This window comes from Magnetospirillum sp. WYHS-4 (genome assembly GCA_039908345.1).
Taxonomy (GTDB): domain Bacteria; phylum Pseudomonadota; class Alphaproteobacteria; order Rhodospirillales; family GLO-3; genus JAMOBD01.
On the sequence record JAMOBD010000047.1, the window covers coordinates 22,073 to 37,373 of the forward strand.

Below are 15,301 nucleotides of genomic sequence, written 5' to 3' on the forward strand. Positions count from 1 at the left end.
TCACTCGAAGGTCAAGTCACCGAGGCCCAGGGGCCGGAAACAGGCCTCGACCGCCGCCGGGTCTACCATCCGTTCCCAGTGCGGGTTGCGGTCCTTGTCGACCACGGCGGCGCGAATGCCCTCGAACAGTTCGTCCCGTTCCAGGAAGCGGCGGCAGAGCCGGTATTCCATCGTCAGGCACTCCTCGACCGAGGCCATCGCCGCCCCGACACGCAGGGCCTTCAGGGCCACCGCCAGGCTGAAAGGAGAGCGGCCGGCCAGGGTCTTCGCCACCCCATGGCCCCACTCTCCTTCCTTGTCCAGAGCCGCCAGGATATCGGCCACCGACTGGCCGGCGAAGGCGCGGTCGATGGCCCCTTGATGATCGGCCAGCCAAGACGGACCGGGATCGGCGGCGAAGTCTCCAATCGCGTCCACCGGCGCGCCGGCCCGCAATGCCGCCACCAACTCGGGCAGGCGGGCCGAAGGCAGGAAGGCGTCGGCCAGGCCGGCATGGAGGGCATCGGCAGCCCCGATCATCGCCCCGCTCAGGCTCAGGTAGGCACCGATCTCCCCCGGACAGCGGGGGAGGAACCAGGACGCGCCGATGTCGGGGAAGAAGCCGATGCCGGTCTCGGGCATGGCGAGGCGGGTGCGTTCGGTGACCACCCGGTGCGAGCCATGGACCGAAATGCCGCAGCCGCCCCCCATGACGATGCCGTCCATCAGTGCCACGTAGGGCTTGGCATAGCGATGCACCCGCCGGTTCAGGCGATATTCCAGGCGGAAGATTTCGGCCATGAAATCCAGGTCGCCGCTGGCGCGGGCGTCCCAGAGAACGCGGATGTCGCCCCCGGCGCAGAAGGCCCGCTCGCCGGCCCCCTCCACCACCACCATGCGAACCTCCGGGTCTGCTTCCCAGTCCCGGAAGGCCTCGGCCAAACCGCGGTACATGGCCATGCTGAGCGCGTTAAGAGCCTGTGGCCGGTCGAGCACCGCCCGGCCGACCCCGTCCCGCAGTTCCAGGACCAGTTCCCCGGTCACTTCTTCAGGAAGGCGGCGATGGCGTCCACCGCCTCCTCGGCGAAGATGTCGTTGAAGAAGTGGTCGGCCCCCTCGACGACTGCGAGCCGATCCCTGGCCTCGGGCATCGCCTTCAGGCGCGGCAGCAGGTCCGGCAGGATCTGGTCCTGGGATGCCGCCACCACCAGGAACGGCAGCTTGAGCGTCGCCAGCAGGCCGGGCGTATCGCGCCGGGTCTCGGCCGGGTCGTAATAGGAGACCAGGGTATCCGCCGCCACACGGGCTTTGTCGCAATGCAGGAAGCGCAGGTCCTTGAACAAGGTCTCCGGCCGCCCCGCCGCCACGGCCCCCTTGGCGCGCTTGAGGGATTCGACGATCATCATCTTCTGGCGGGCGTCCAAGGGCTTCACTGCACTTTCCCAGGTCCAGGTCATGGGGCCGACCAGGACCAGGCGCTTGAGCAGGGCATGCCCCTTCTCGGCGGCGAACCACGCGGCCTGGTCGCCGCCTCGCGAAAATCCCAACAGGGCCACGTCCTTGACGCCCTGCTTGCCCAGCCAGTCCATCCAGGCCCCCAGTTCGTCCAGGGCGTCGGTATGGCGATGGCGATGTTCGGCGGCGCAGTCGAAGGCCCCCTGGCGGCGGTCGATGCCCAGCGAGAGGTTGGGCGCCAGGGTACTGAAACCTTTGGCCGCCAGAAGCTTCTGGAGGTCGGCGACGGTCTTCATGCGGTTGTGGGACAGCGAGCCGTGCAGGATCAGCACCACCCGCTCCTTGCCGCCGGAGAATTGGACATCAGCCAGGAGGTTGAGATTCTTGTAGGGAAGGACGGCCTCTTCCGCGGACGCCGGAAGCACGGCCGCCAGGACCAGCAGGACGGTGGCGAGAATGCGTTTCATACCCCCGATCTTACGGCGCTTGGGCGGGAGTTGGAAGCCGGCTGATGCCTCGCGTCAAATCCGGGCGCGCTGTGCGATGGCGAGACGCTGCCTGACCTGTTCGTAGATCCTGACCTCACCGGGCATGGCCAACGTCACCGCAAGTCCGAAGGGAATTGGTTCGTCGATGGGTGTTCCCTGGTCCGGTTCGCGTTGAATCCTCAATTCGAGCCACATCCCGTCGACAACATTGGGCGCTCTGTCCCCCTCCCAGCGCCGAGTGAAAACAGTTCCCGTATTCGACTGGTTCATATCCGGCTGACTTCCCGCCGCCTCGACCTGTAACAGCTTCAGTTTCGCTTCCTCTGGTTTCAGGAGCTTCAAACGGACGGCTCGATAACTCTTGCGCCCTGGAGAGACGGGAGTGAACCAGGCAAGGGTCGCGGCGAGGGAATGCCTGGGCCGCAGGAAGGAACCCGCCTTGACGACCCGCCCGCCCGCGTGGTCATCTCGCAAGAGGGCCGCCGGTGGGGAAATTGGCGGCCGCCAACGGGAGGCTCGAAGCGTCATGTCCACCAAGTCCAAGCATCCGGAGACCATCGTCCTGCACACCGGCTACCGGTCCGATCCGGCGACCAACGCGGTGGCGGTGCCCATCTACCAGACCACCTCGTACCAGTTCCGCGACACCGCGCATGCCGAAAACCTGTTCGCCCTGAAGGAACTGGGCAACATCTACAGCCGCATCATGAATCCCACCTGCGACGTGCTGGAACAGCGCGTGGCGGCGCTGGAGGGCGGCGTGGCGGCGCTGGCGGTCGCCTCGGGGCAGGCGGCCACCACCTTCTGCATCCTCAACCTGTGCAAGGCGGGCGACAACTTCGTCAGTTCCACCGATCTTTACGGCGGCACCTGGAACCTGTTCGCCAACACCCTGTCGGCCATGGGGGTCGAGGTCCGCTTCGCCGATCCGGCCGATCCGGAATCCTTCCGCAAGGCGACCGACGAACGCACCCGCTGCTATTACGCCGAAACCCTGCCCAATCCCAAGCTGAACGTCTTCCCGATCAAGGAAGTGGCCGACATCGGCAAGGAACTGGGCGTGCCGCTGATCATGGACAACACGGCGGCCCCGGTGATCTGCAAGCCGCTGGAACACGGCGCGGCGGTGGTCATGTATTCGACCACCAAGTACCTGGGCGGCCACGGCACCTCCATCGGCGGCGTGGTTGTCGACGGCGGCAATTTCGACTGGGAAAAGCACCGCACCCGCTTCCCTACCCTGAACGAACCCGATCCCAGCTACCACGGCGCGGTCTGGATCGATGCGGTGAAGCCCCTGGGTCCCATCGCCTTCGTGCTGCGCATGCGGGTCACCCTGCTGCGCGACGTCGGCGCGGCCATGAGCCCCTTCAACGCCTTCCAGTTCATCCAGGGCCTGGAAACCCTGCCCTTGCGCATGGGTGCCCATTGCGCCAACGCGGCCAAGGTCGCCGAGTTCCTGGGCGCCCACCCCAAGGTCGCCAAGGTCATCTATCCGGGCGCGCAATCGGGAGAAACGCGCCGACGCGCCGATGCCTATCTTAAGGGAGGCCTGGGAGCGCTGGTCGGGTTCGAACTGAAGGGCGGCCTCGAATCGGGACGGAAGTTCATCGACGCCCTGCAGATGTTCTACCACGTGGCCAACATCGGCGACGCCCGTTCGCTGGCCATCCATCCGGCCACCACCACCCACTCGCAGCTCTCGCCGCAGGAGCAGGTCGCCTCGGGCGTGTCCGAGGGCTACGTGCGCCTGTCGGTGGGCATCGAACACATCGACGACATCCTGGCCGACCTGGGCCAGGCCCTCGACAAGGCATAGGGAGACCCGATCTTGAACCGCAAGGCAGCCCTCGGTCTCGGAGCCTATCCCTGGACCCGCATGCGCCGCAACCGCCGCGACGAATGGACGCGGCGCCTGGTGGCCGAGGCCCGGCTGTCCGTGGACGACCTGATCTGGCCGGTGTTCGTGGTCGAAGGCGCCGGCCAGCGCCAGCCCATCCCCTCGATGCCGGGGGTCGAGCGCCTGAGCGTCGACCTCCTGCCCGAGGCGGTGGCGAAGGCCAAGGCGCTCGGCATCCCGGCGGTGGCGGTCTTTCCCTTCACCGATCCGGCGCTGAAGACCCCCGACGCCCGCGAGGCTCTCAACCCCGACAACCTGGTCTGCCGCGCGGTGCGGGCGGTCAAGAAGGACTGCCCGGACATCGGCGTGATCTGCGACGTGGCCCTCGATCCCTACAGCAGCGAAGGCCACGACGGCTTGCTCGTTAACGGCTACGTGGTTAATGACGAGACCATCGAGGTGCTGCTCGATCAGGCGGTGGTGCAGGCCCGGGCCGGCTGCGACGTGATCGCGCCGTCCGAAATGATGGACGGCCGCATCGGGGCGCTCCGCGAGGCCCTGGACGCCGCCGGCTTCCTGGATGTGCGCATCCTCTCTTACGCCGCCAAGTACGCTTCCGCCTTCTACGGGCCGTTCCGCGACGCGGTGGGGTCCAAGGGCGCCTTGAAGGGCGACAAGAAGACCTACCAGATGGACCCGGCCAACAGCGACGAGGCGCTGCGCGAGGTCGCCCTGGACATCAAGGAAGGGGCCGACATGGTGATGGTCAAGCCCGGCCTGCCCTACCTGGACATCGTGCAGCGGGTGAAAAGCGCCTTCGGCGTGCCGACCTTCGCCTACAACGTCAGCGGCGAGTACGCCATGCTGAAGGCCGCCGCCGCCGAAGGCTGGATCGACTACGAGAAGACCATGATGGAATCCCTGCTCTGCTTCAAGCGCGCCGGGGCCGACGGCATCCTCACCTACGCCGCCCTGGACGCCGCCCGGCTGCTCAGGGGGCTCTGATACCGGCCAACACTCGATCCGACCTCGTTGACCGGTATCGAGCGGCCATTGAGGCCGCGGCCAAGCGCGCGGATGCGCGCGCCCGGCGAGGGCAAAGATGAAGATACCAACCGGTCAATTCATTGGCCGGTTGGTATGATCCGGAATATGGAAGGGGCGCGACCCGCGGGCCGCGCCCCTTCCCTTATTCTTGGCCCCCCGCCAACGAGTCGGTTCGGGTGTTGGCCGGTATTACTTCTTCAGGATCTTGCCGACGGTGTTGGCGCGGTCGAAGCGCGACACTTCGCCGAAGCCGGAGCCGATCAGCGGCTTGACGTAGCGCATGAACTGGCCAGTCACGTCGTTGGCGTCGGCGTTGATGAAGTCGTCCGCCATCACCTTGGTCTTGCCGGCCACTTCCGCCAGCGCGGTGAGCTTGTACTCGATGGCGTACTTGCCGACCCGGTGGATGGTGACGGTGCCCACCTTGTGGCCCTGCCTGGCGTACTTGACGGCCTTTTCGCCGACCTCGCGCGCCTCGCGGGCGTCGGTGTCGGAGACGCAGCCCAGGAAGGACCGCTGCAGGTAGCCGAAGGTATCGCCGCGCACGCGCTTGATCTTGCACTTTTCCTTGACCTGGTCGCAGAGCAGGTCGGCCAGCGCCCCGGTGCCGGACAGCTGCACGTTGCCGTGGGCGTCCTTTTCCACTTCCTTGGCCAGCTTGGTGACGATGGGCGTGCCCTCGGCGTCGTGGATGCCTTCGGACGCGGCGATGACGCAGCGGCCCAGCTTGTCGTAGACCCGCTTCACGTCGGCGGTGAACTTGTCCATGTCGAAGGTGCGCTCGGGCACGTAGATCAGATGCGGGCCGCTGGAGTCGTAGGTGCGGGCGGCGGCGGCGGCGGCGGTCAGGAAGCCGGCGTGCCGGCCCATCACCACGCCGACGTAGACGCCCGGCAGGGCCGCGTTGTCCTGGTCGGCGCCGGCGAAGGCGGACGCCACGAAGCGGGCGGCGGAGCCGAATCCGGGAGTATGGTCGTTGACCGTCAGGTCGTTGTCGATGGTCTTGGGGATGTGGATGCAGCGCAGGTCGTAGTTGGCCTTGGCGGCTTCCTCGGACAGGATGCGCAGGGTATCGGAGGAATCGTTGCCGCCGATGTAGAAGAAGGTGCCGATCTGATGGGCCTGCAGGACCTTGAAGATGTCCTGGCAGTACTTGAGGTCGGGCTTGTCGCGGGTGGAGCCCAGGGCGGCGCAGGGAGTGGCGGCGACGGCCTCCAGGTTGGCGTCGGTCTCCTGGAACAGGTCCAGGAAGTCCTCGTTGACGATGCCGCGCACGCCGTGCAGCGCGCCGTAGACGTGGGTGACGCCGGCGATCTTGCGGGCTTCCTTGACGACGCCGACCACGGACTGGTTGATGACCGCGGTGGGGCCGCCGCCCTGGGCGACCAGTATCTTTCCCTGCAGCATGGATTCCTCCGGACTAGACAGCTTGAAATGGGTTGCGACGAAAGCCCGCTTGAAAAGGCGGGCGGATTGTAGACGACAAGCCCGGCCTGTGCTTGATCTTGGGCCCAAGGTCGGCTAGGAGAGGCGCCACAAGGCAGCCACGACGTCCCCATCGTCTAGAGGCCTAGGACACCGCCCTTTCACGGCGGCGACGCGGGTTCGAATCCCGCTGGGGACGCCAATCTTACCAGACAAACTGGCTCTACCGCTAAGACCAGGCCTTGGATATCCCAAGGTTCCGCGCGGTTTGGCGTGGGGTGAGTGCTGAAACGGGCCTGCCAGAAATGGTCCGAATTCTCTCTCTATAGCGGTTTATTCTCCAGACCTGTTGACACGCCATTCCGTATCAACAGGTCTGCAAGTCATTGGTTTTTCAGCGATGCAAACAAAATATTCTGTCGTGTAGTTTGCGCGAGCGGGTGGGAGTGGATGGTCTCTGGCGGACAATTCAGGTTGATTGCGTGAAGTTGATGGACTGCCTATGAAACGATAAGCGCAACAACAACGTCCCGCAAAAGTTCAGAGGCGCGACATCTGGCCAGGTGCCTGATATACCATTTCCATGGCAGACAAGAGCAATCTCGTCCGGTATCGCAATGACGGTGACGACTTCCATATCCTGTGGACAGCCCGCCGAGCGTTGAGGTTGCTTGATCCGACCTCGGATCTGATCGCGGTATCGGTCGAGGGTGTGTCCGAGCGCGAAATCGACGGCAAGGAACTTGCCGCCGGATTGCTGGTCGTCGATACCGCCGAGTATTATGGCTCGCAGGATATCCGTCAGGCCCGACAAGTTGTCTACTGCCAGCTAAAGTACTCCACTCGGGAGGGCGACACGCCCTGGCCGGTTTCCGGTCTGGCCGACACGCTGAAGGGGTTTGCCGCGAGCTTTCGTGAAAAGACGCTCGAACTTGGCAGGCCGGAGGTTCTGGGGAAAATCCGCTTCCAGTTTGTTACCAACCGCCCGATCTCCCCCAACGTACTTGCCGCCTTCGAGGCATTGAGGCTTGGAACGCCGCCCGCAACGCTTGGCGGAGCCGTAGAGAAGGCTCGGGAGGCACTGATCACGGAAACGGGCTTGTCTGTCGCCGAGTTCAGGGACTTTGCAGGCTTAGTTCAATTCCTGGCGGAGCAGCCTGATCGCCAAAACCTCACGAGTTTGTTGGCATTAGACGCCCGGCGGGTATCGCTCGACAGTGACGCGACCATGCGGATGAAAACCCTGGTCCAGGTCCACACCACCTCAGACAAGGCTCGGGACAAGGTTATCGCCCGGGAAAAGGTCCTGGTCGCCTTCGGCGTGACATCCGACGATCTGTTCCCGGCCCCGGCCAAACTCGAACCCGCCGAGTCCGCATTTCAGCGCGTCCAGGAGATGGATATCGCGTCCACGATCATCCAGGCGGGTTGGCCGATCGTCATTCAGGCCGCAGGGGGCATCGGCAAGACCATACTAGCCCAGCGCCTGGGCGGCCACATGCCGCCCGGTTCCGAAACCGTCCTGTTTGATGGTTTTGCCGCCGGAGACTACCGCAATCCTCGAAGCTACCGACACAGTGCTGCCCGTGGTGTGCCCCAGATCGTCAATCAACTGGCGGCCAAGGGGCTGTGCGACCTGCTGTTGCCGCAAAATGGGCTGTCGGAACAAACCTATCTACGGGAGCTGTGGCACAGGCTTGGGCAAGCCGCCGAGGCATTGCAAGCCCAATCGCCCGATGCTGTGCTCTTGCTGATCATTGATGCCGCCGACAATTTGGGAATGGCGGCCGAAGGTGCGAGTGAGAGCAGTTTCGCCGAGGCCTTGTTGCAGGAGGCGCCACCGCTGGGTTGCCGTATCGTGACCCTTTCCCGCCCTCATCGGGTCGAGAAATACCTGCGTCCAAGGGCGGAGGTTATCTCCATTCACCTCCAGCCGTTCACCGTCACAGAGAGCGGGGAGATGCTTCGGACAAAGTTTTCCGAGGCGTCAGACGAGCAGGTCACACGTTTCCACCACTTCACCGACAACAACCCGCGCGTCCAAGCCAACGCCCTGCGTGTCGCCGGCGATCTTGTCGCCTTGATTGGAAGCCTCGGGCCGATTGTGGAAACCGCCGAGACCCTGGTCAAAGGACAACTGGACACCGCATTCAGCAAGGTTCTGCGCGAACATGCTGTGGGCGATGAACTCGACCGCCTGGGAGCCGCCCTCGCCATGCTGCCGCCGCCCGTTCCGCTTGCCATGCTGGCGCGGGCGTCGGGCCTTACGGAAGCGGCGATCCGCAGCTTTGTCGCCGATTTCGCCAATGGCCGTCCCATTCTGATCCGTAACGATGCGGTCCAATTCCAGGACGAACCGACGGAAACCTGGTTCAAGGACAAATTTGCCAATGATACGGCGCATTGGGAGAATATGGCCGACCGGCTGGAGCCCTCCGCCGACACCGACGCCTACGTCGCGGCCATTCTGCCCATCGTCCTATATCAGGCCGGTCGTCATGACCGATTGATGGCGATTGCCCTTGGCGACGCACCGCCCGAGGCCGCTGACCCGGTTGAGCGCCGGGCAATCGTTTTACAGCGTGTGAGCTACGGGCTCAGGGTCGCCGCGTCGCGCGGACGAACCGCGGACACCGCCAAACTGCTGCTTCGGGCCGCCGAGGAGGTCGCCGCCGATGCCCGGCAGGTCGCCTTTCTCAATGCTCATGCGGATCTTGTCGGCCATTTGGCCGCTCCCGTGGTCGTGGCGGAGCATGTTTTCCGACGTCGCCCTTGGCGAGACAGTGGAAAAGCCTTCATCGCCTGCGCCGCCATGCTCTCGGCCAATCCCTTGGGCCTGCCCGAAGCCAGACAATATTTTCGCCTCGCCATGCAATGGCTGACAAATTGGGCGGCAGAGCGGCGGGCGCACCCGGACGATCATTCTCGTGAAGGGCTTAAACCTGCGGAGGTCGCCCTCTATGCGGAGGTCATTACTCGCCTGGAGGGGCCCGGCGAAATGGTGCGGTTCCTTGACCGCTGGTCCGGGAACATGCCGTTTCTGGCAGGGTGTGTCGTGGCAAGGCGAATGTTGGACAACAGCGACCAACATACCCTCATGGAAATCCTCGCCGATGAAGGAGCCCCACTTCAGATTCGCTTGGCGGTCAATGGGGAGTTGGTTGAGCGGTGCATCACCCCGCAGGCTGAATCAACACAGCGCCTGCTGGACGAACTCCTCGTCGAGCCCACTCCCATCGAACTGCCGGACCAGCTCGAAGACACCCCCATTTTTCGTGCAATCGCCTCTGTCGCCGAGGCGGCGGTGCGAGCCAAATGCCCGAACGACAGAATTCAAGAGCTGCTGGCCCGCTATCCCGTGCCGCACGAACGCGCCTATACTCATTATGATCCGGGAGATAAGCGAAACGCCCTTCTACGGATGGCCTCCATGTCGGCCATCCTGGAAGGACGCGACCTTACCATAAAGGATGTTACGCCTAACAACCTGCGCGATACCTCGGAAAGAGCCCGTGGGCATGGGCGGGATGAGCGCGAGTTCTCGGATTATTATGGTGCCCTAATCCAGTGGCATATGGTCCGTGGGCGGGCGATCTCGGGCGAAATCTCGGCTGCGGACGTCCCGCCCGCAGTGTTCCAAGAACAATATGATGGCGCCGGCCCCGCTCGCTATTCCACCAATCGAGACATTGCCCTTCTGCGCCTGGAGGCCGTGCTTTGGGCGGATGGAACCGATGGCTGTGCAGCCGAGTTGGAGGAGTGGGCAAAGGCCGAGAAATTGGCCTTTCCGAACGCGACATGGACGTTTTTGGCGGGACTGGCCTCTTCGCGTCCGGCTCTGGCCGAAGTCGCCCTTTTGTGCGCGGGCCGCGCCCATCAGGCAACGTTAAGCGAACGCCAGGACGCCGGTCGGACCGCAGATGATTTGATGGCCATCGCCAGGGCAATCCTGCCCCTGGGGCCGACCGAGGCCGGCCATTACCTGCAAGAAGCCCTCGACCATGTGGGGCGGTTGGGCGACGACATACACCCGCGCCTGGATACGTTGCTCACCCTGGCGAAACGCGCTGGTACCGGAAGGTCGTCGGCACGAGAGGCCTATCGTCTGGCCCGAGCGGCCGAACTTTTGCACGCCTATAACGATCACAAGTTCCCCTGGGAAAGCGTCACCACATCCGTTGCCCGACTGGATTTGTCTTCCGCCTTCGCCGCAATTGCCCGTTGGGATGATCGGGGCGTCGAGGCTGTTCGCTGGACGATATCGAGCCTTGCCCCGATGGCGATGCAGCTTGGCCGCCTGTCCCCGGAAGCCCTTATTGCGCTGCATGCCTTTGGTGGATATTGGGGCGGCAAGAACCTTGCCCAGAAATTGTTTGCCGGATTGCCGGACTCAGAGCGGCGCCAGATTGCTCTCGATATCCTGGTGTCCGACCTTGAGCTTGACCGGACAGCCGAGGGAATTTCCTCCAGCGAGCTTCAGGCCGAAGCGCGCCGCTACGGCTTGCTGCATGCACGCCTTGAGCAGCCGGCCACCGAAGAGCCGGGCTCGGATCGGGAGTATGAAAAAGCGGCATCATTTTCGGCCGCAGAGAAGGAGCCGCCGGATTTCGACAGGCTGCTGGGCGGCTTGGATGTCGGAGATGTCGCTGGCATCAACCAGGCGATTTCCCGTTGGAAGGATGGCCGGGGCGGTATCGGACTTGATGATGTCTTCACGGCCATGAGGGGGCGGGTTCCCAAGGACAAGCGTACCGCCCATGTTGCAGCCGTGGCTGGCAGTGACCTGGAATATGGCCGATGGGCCATTATTGCGCTGGAAGGGTGTCGGAAGGATTGGGGGTATATCCCGAGTGTGCAGGCCGCGCTTCAAAAGGCGGTCAAAATCGTCGTGGATAAAAAAGGCGAAGATTTTCTCCCGTATACATGGGGGGATCAGGATGACCTCGGGCGATGTGTCGCCGTGGGTGGGGAAAGTCGCCCCGAACTGATTCGGCTCGTGACGCACTCCATCACCCAACGAGTGCGCGACATTCCTGCGGGCAATTTGTTTCGATTCGTGAATCTTCTCGCCAAAGAATCCCTTTCAGAGGATGAGACCCTGGAGGTTCTGACCTATGCCCTCGACCGGCTGGAAGGTGTCCTCGTCGATCAGGATGGCGATGGCCCCTGGCAAGAGGGCCTTACCCCGTCTACTTCGGATGAGGAAACCGTTGCCGGGTTTCTGTATGCAATGTTGGCCTCGCCGGAAGCGGAGACCCGATGGCGGGCCGCCCATGCGGTAGTCCGATTAGGGCGTCTCGGTCAGTCTTCACTGCTGGATGCCTTGGTGAATCTCTTGCCCCGGATGGAACTCCCCGCCTTCGTCGGCACCGGGCTGCCCTTCTATGCTCTTCATGCCCGATTGTGGTTGCTGATCGCCCTGGCGCGGTTGGCGGAGGAAGCTCCTCGAGTCGTCATGCCCCATCGGGAAACGCTCATTCACTGGGCTTTGAACGCCGATGAGCCCCATGTCCTGATCCGCCACTTTGCCGCCCAGGCGGTTCTGGCCTTTACGGTTCAGGGAGAGGCCGGACTGGACGATGGCGTCATCGAGCGGCTGCGTTCCGTCAACTCCAGCGCCATGGAGCCGGTGGCGTCGGATCAAAGGCACTACACCGGATATGATCTCCGACGAGGTCAGGGGCGGTGTCTGATGCCCTATGAATTCGACAATAATTGGGTCGCCCCGCTGGGGAACGCCTTCGGCATACATCCCGATGACGTGTCGGAGAGGGTCGAGAAATGGGTTTGCGAACGGTGGGGCATTTCACTTCCCAACCACTATTTTGAGCCACGAGATGGTAAGGCGCGGCGCCACGGCATTGGGCGGGAGCAATTGTCGGCCTTCGATTCCTATCGCTTCTATGTCTGTTGGCATGCCCTGCTCTGCGCGGCGGGGGAACTGGTCCAGCAATTCCCACCCGCACTCCAATACGAGGAGAATGGCTGGAAGGATTGGCTCCGCCGCGTGGATCTGACACGGGGCGATGGTCGTTGGCTTTCCGACCGGCGGGATCCGGTGCCGCTCAACCTCTACCCGGAAATGGGAGAGGTAGGCTATGACCCCGAAAAGCGAGAAGTTTGGGCATATTCCATCGGGGCCGCCGATCTTGATGCTGTCCTGGGACTGAACGAAACACCGCCGAATGAACTGGTTGTGGATGCCTGGTGGTTCCAAAGCCGCTACGAAAACAAGCAGCACGTCCGCGTCAGTTCGGCAATGGCACCACCGGCAACAAGTATGGCTCTTCTCAGGGCCATGCAGACAGCTGAGAATCCCTATGCCTTCAACCTGAAGAACATCGATGAAGACGAAGAAGAGGGCGAGGTTCCAGCCATTTTCAAGCTGAGAAACCTGCTCACCTCCACGGAACGGGACCGGGAACTGGACGGGCTGGACGTATTCGCCGGTGAGGTTTCCTGGCCACCCCCGAAGCCGACACACGACATCCTGAAATTCTTCGAGTTGCGGCCCGACAAGGATTGCCGGAATTGGTATCAGGGCACCAAGCCCGTCATGCGCTCGGAAATTTGGGGTGCCCGTGTCGACGAACGTCGCGGCGATCACTCCAACAGTGGACATCGCGTATTGCTCAAGGTCCCATTTTTGAAAGACGTACTTTCCGCTTTCGGCTGCGACCTGATTATCGAGGTGGAGATCGAACGTGAATACGAAGACCAACCCGGACGCTACGACCCAAAGCACATCGGCAACAGGCCCTACAACCGAATCTACCTCCTGCGCGGCGCAACCGGATGCCTCCATACCCTTCATGGATCTCTGCGGCTTTGGCCGGAAGCTGATTGATGCGTTGCAGTTGGAGCCGAACGACACGCTCGGCCTGGCCCTTGACGTCCATGCACCAGCCTTCCTCGTTGTTGATCTGGCTGCCCTTCATGGCCCACTTCTGGCTCTTCTTGTTGCCGTCGCAGGACTGCGCCACCAGGGGCTTGCCCTCGCCCTGGGCCTCGATGCAACGGCCGTTCATCATCAGCGGCCCGTACCCGTTGAAGGCGACCTGCTGGTTGGAGCCGCCGTGGCAGTTCCAGAGAATCAGGTCGTTACCGCCCCCGCGCACGTCGACGCACATGGCGGACGGCATGCCGGTCCCAAGGAAGAAGGTCTCGGCCTGGGCAGCCTTGGCGCCCAGGGAGACGGCCAGGACCGTCAGGGCAATGACGATGGTCTTTTTCATCAGTTTCAGCCTCCGACTGAGAAAGTGGTTGATGGTGGCGATAAAGCCATCGCCGGGGATTCGCCGCCCCTCCCAAATGGGAGGCTTGTTGGGCCCCCGGTTGCGGGCGCTACTTTCTCGCGCCGCCGGAAGACGGGGCGCGACCGGCCATCCTGGAACCGGTTGATACGCGGTTACACCCCATCCCGCGCCCCTCATTTGGGAGGGTTGCGCCGCCGACAGCGACGAGTCCGCTTGAACCGCCGCGCCCCCCGGTGTAGGGGGAAGCCATGGCACCATCTCCGCTGCTGGCACTCCGCGACGTCCGCCTCACCTTCGGCGGCTCTCCTCTGTTCGAGGGCGTCACGACCTGGGTAGGTCGCGGCGACAAGACCTGTCTGGTCGGCCGCAACGGCTCAGGCAAATCGACCCTGCTCAAGGTCCTGGCCGGCGAGATCCTGCCCGATTCAGGGGAACGCTTCGTCCAGCCCGGCACCCGCATCGCCACCCTGCCCCAGGACCCGGCTCTGCTCGGGTCTAGCGTTGCCGCCTACGTCGCGGCCGGCCTGCCCGAGGCCGAGCGCGACCAGCATTACCGGATCGATGCGGTCCTGGAGGCCCTCAAGCTGGACGGCGCCCGCGATCCCGCGCTTCTGTCGGGCGGCGAGGGCCGGCGGGCGGCGCTGGCCCGGGCACTGGTGAGCGAACCCGATGTCCTGTTGCTGGACGAACCCACCAACCACCTGGACCTGCCGACCATCCTGTGGCTGGAACAGACGTTGGACGCCTTTCCCGGCGCCCTGGTGACCATCAGCCATGACCGCCGCTTCCTGGAAACGGTGTCGCGCCAGACCCTGTGGCTGGAGCGCGGCTTGGTCCGACGTTCGGAACAGGGCTTCGCCGCCTTCCCCGCCTGGCAGGAGGAAACCTACCTCGCCGAGGAAGCGGAGTTGGTGCGCATGAACACCAAACTGCGCCAGGAGATGCACTGGCTGGCCCGCGGCGTCACCGCGAGGCGCAAGCGCAACATGGGCCGGCTGCGCGCCTTGCAGGGCCTTCGCAAGGAGCGCGCGCTGACGCTCCGGGCCCGGACCGAGTCCGGCCGCACCGCCAAGCTGGCGGCCGATGCCGGCGAGTTGTCCGGCCGCCTGGTGATCGAAGCCGACGCCATCGGCAAGCGCTTCGGGGACAAGGTGGTGGTGGACCGCTTTTCCACCCGGGTGATGCGCGGCGACCGCATCGGCCTGATCGGGCCCAACGGGGCCGGCAAGACCACGCTGCTGCGCCTGCTGACCGGAGACTTGGCCCCCGATTCCGGCACCGTACGCCTGGGCACCAATCTGGAGCCCGCCTATTTCGACCAGCGCCGCGACCGCCTCGACCCCGAACGCAGCGTCTGGGACACCCTGACCGACGGACGCGGCGATAGCATCTGGGTGCGCGGCACCCCCCGACACGTGATCGGCTACATGAAGGACTTCCTGTTTTCCGAAGCCCAGGCGCGCACCCCGGTCAAGGCCCTGTCGGGCGGCGAGCGCAACCGCCTGCTGCTGGCCAAGCTGCTGGCCAAGCCATCCAACCTGCTGATCCTGGACGAGCCGACCAACGACCTCGACATGGACACCCTCGACCTCCTGGAGGAGGTGCTGGCCGAGTACGAGGGCACCCTGCTGGTGGTCAGTCACGACCGCGATTTCCTCGACCGCCTGGTCACCAGCGTCATCGCCCTCGAAGGGAATGGCGACCTGGGAGCATATGCCGGCGGCGATTCCGACTACCGGAAGCAACGGCCCGGCCACGACCCCGCACCGGTCCGGCGCGAAGCCCCCCGCCCGGCGGCGCCGGCGCGGCCC

General features: G+C 64.1%; 8 protein-coding genes, 1 tRNA gene and 1 pseudogene. 5 read left to right on the plus strand and 5 right to left on the minus strand.

Annotation, left to right across the window (positions count from 1 at the left end; all coding sequences use genetic code 11):
* The 3 genes from H7841_13195 to H7841_13205 are packed head-to-tail and all read right to left on the minus strand — an operon-like array spanning position 1 to position 2,264.
* Entirely contained in the window at positions 1-1,023 is a 1,023-nt protein-coding gene (locus H7841_13195; GenBank protein MEO5337829.1) for an enoyl-CoA hydratase/isomerase family protein, read from the minus strand.
* Entirely contained in the window at positions 1,020-1,901 is an 882-nt protein-coding gene (locus tag H7841_13200; GenBank protein ID MEO5337830.1) for an alpha/beta hydrolase, read from the minus strand. Before H7841_13200 ends, H7841_13195 begins: the two co-directional genes overlap by 4 nt.
* Positions 1,902-1,955: 54 nt before the next feature.
* Positions 1,956-2,264, minus strand: a complete 309-nt coding sequence (locus H7841_13205) for a hypothetical protein (GenBank protein MEO5337831.1) — start codon at positions 2,262-2,264, stop codon at positions 1,956-1,958.
* Between the two features lie 184 nt (positions 2,265-2,448).
* On the opposite strand from H7841_13205, the gene H7841_13210 reads away from it, so the two are divergent.
* Together H7841_13210 and hemB are read left to right on the plus strand one after the other, a co-directional pair.
* A complete protein-coding gene (locus H7841_13210) occupies positions 2,449-3,741 on the plus strand; it encodes a PLP-dependent transferase (protein ID MEO5337832.1) in 1,293 nt (430 codons plus the stop codon).
* 60 nt (positions 3,742-3,801) lie between these two features.
* A complete protein-coding gene (hemB, locus tag H7841_13215; protein ID MEO5337833.1) occupies positions 3,802-4,767 on the plus strand; it encodes a porphobilinogen synthase in 966 nt (321 codons plus the stop codon).
* Between the two features lie 231 nt (positions 4,768-4,998).
* Here hemB and H7841_13220 read toward each other — a convergent pair whose 3' ends face one another.
* Complete coding sequence (locus H7841_13220; protein MEO5337834.1) at positions 4,999-6,216, minus strand: 6-phosphofructokinase; 1,218 nt, start codon at positions 6,214-6,216, stop codon at positions 4,999-5,001.
* 144 nt (positions 6,217-6,360) lie between these two features.
* Between H7841_13220 and H7841_13225 the strand changes: the two genes are divergently transcribed.
* Both H7841_13225 and H7841_13230 read left to right on the plus strand, forming a co-directional pair.
* Positions 6,361-6,436: transfer RNA gene (locus H7841_13225), tRNA-Glu, on the plus strand.
* A gap of 381 nt (positions 6,437-6,817) precedes the next feature.
* Complete coding sequence (locus H7841_13230) at positions 6,818-13,081, plus strand: hypothetical protein (protein MEO5337835.1); 6,264 nt, start codon at positions 6,818-6,820, stop codon at positions 13,079-13,081.
* A gap of 64 nt (positions 13,082-13,145) precedes the next feature.
* Here H7841_13230 and H7841_13235 read toward each other — a convergent pair.
* Positions 13,146-13,364, minus strand: a pseudogene (locus tag H7841_13235) (ricin-type beta-trefoil lectin domain protein).
* Positions 13,365-13,738: 374 nt separating this feature from the next.
* On the opposite strand from H7841_13235, the gene H7841_13240 reads away from it, so the two are divergent.
* On the plus strand, positions 13,739-15,301 hold a 1,563-nt coding region (locus tag H7841_13240), incomplete at its 3' end, for an ATP-binding cassette domain-containing protein (GenBank protein MEO5337836.1).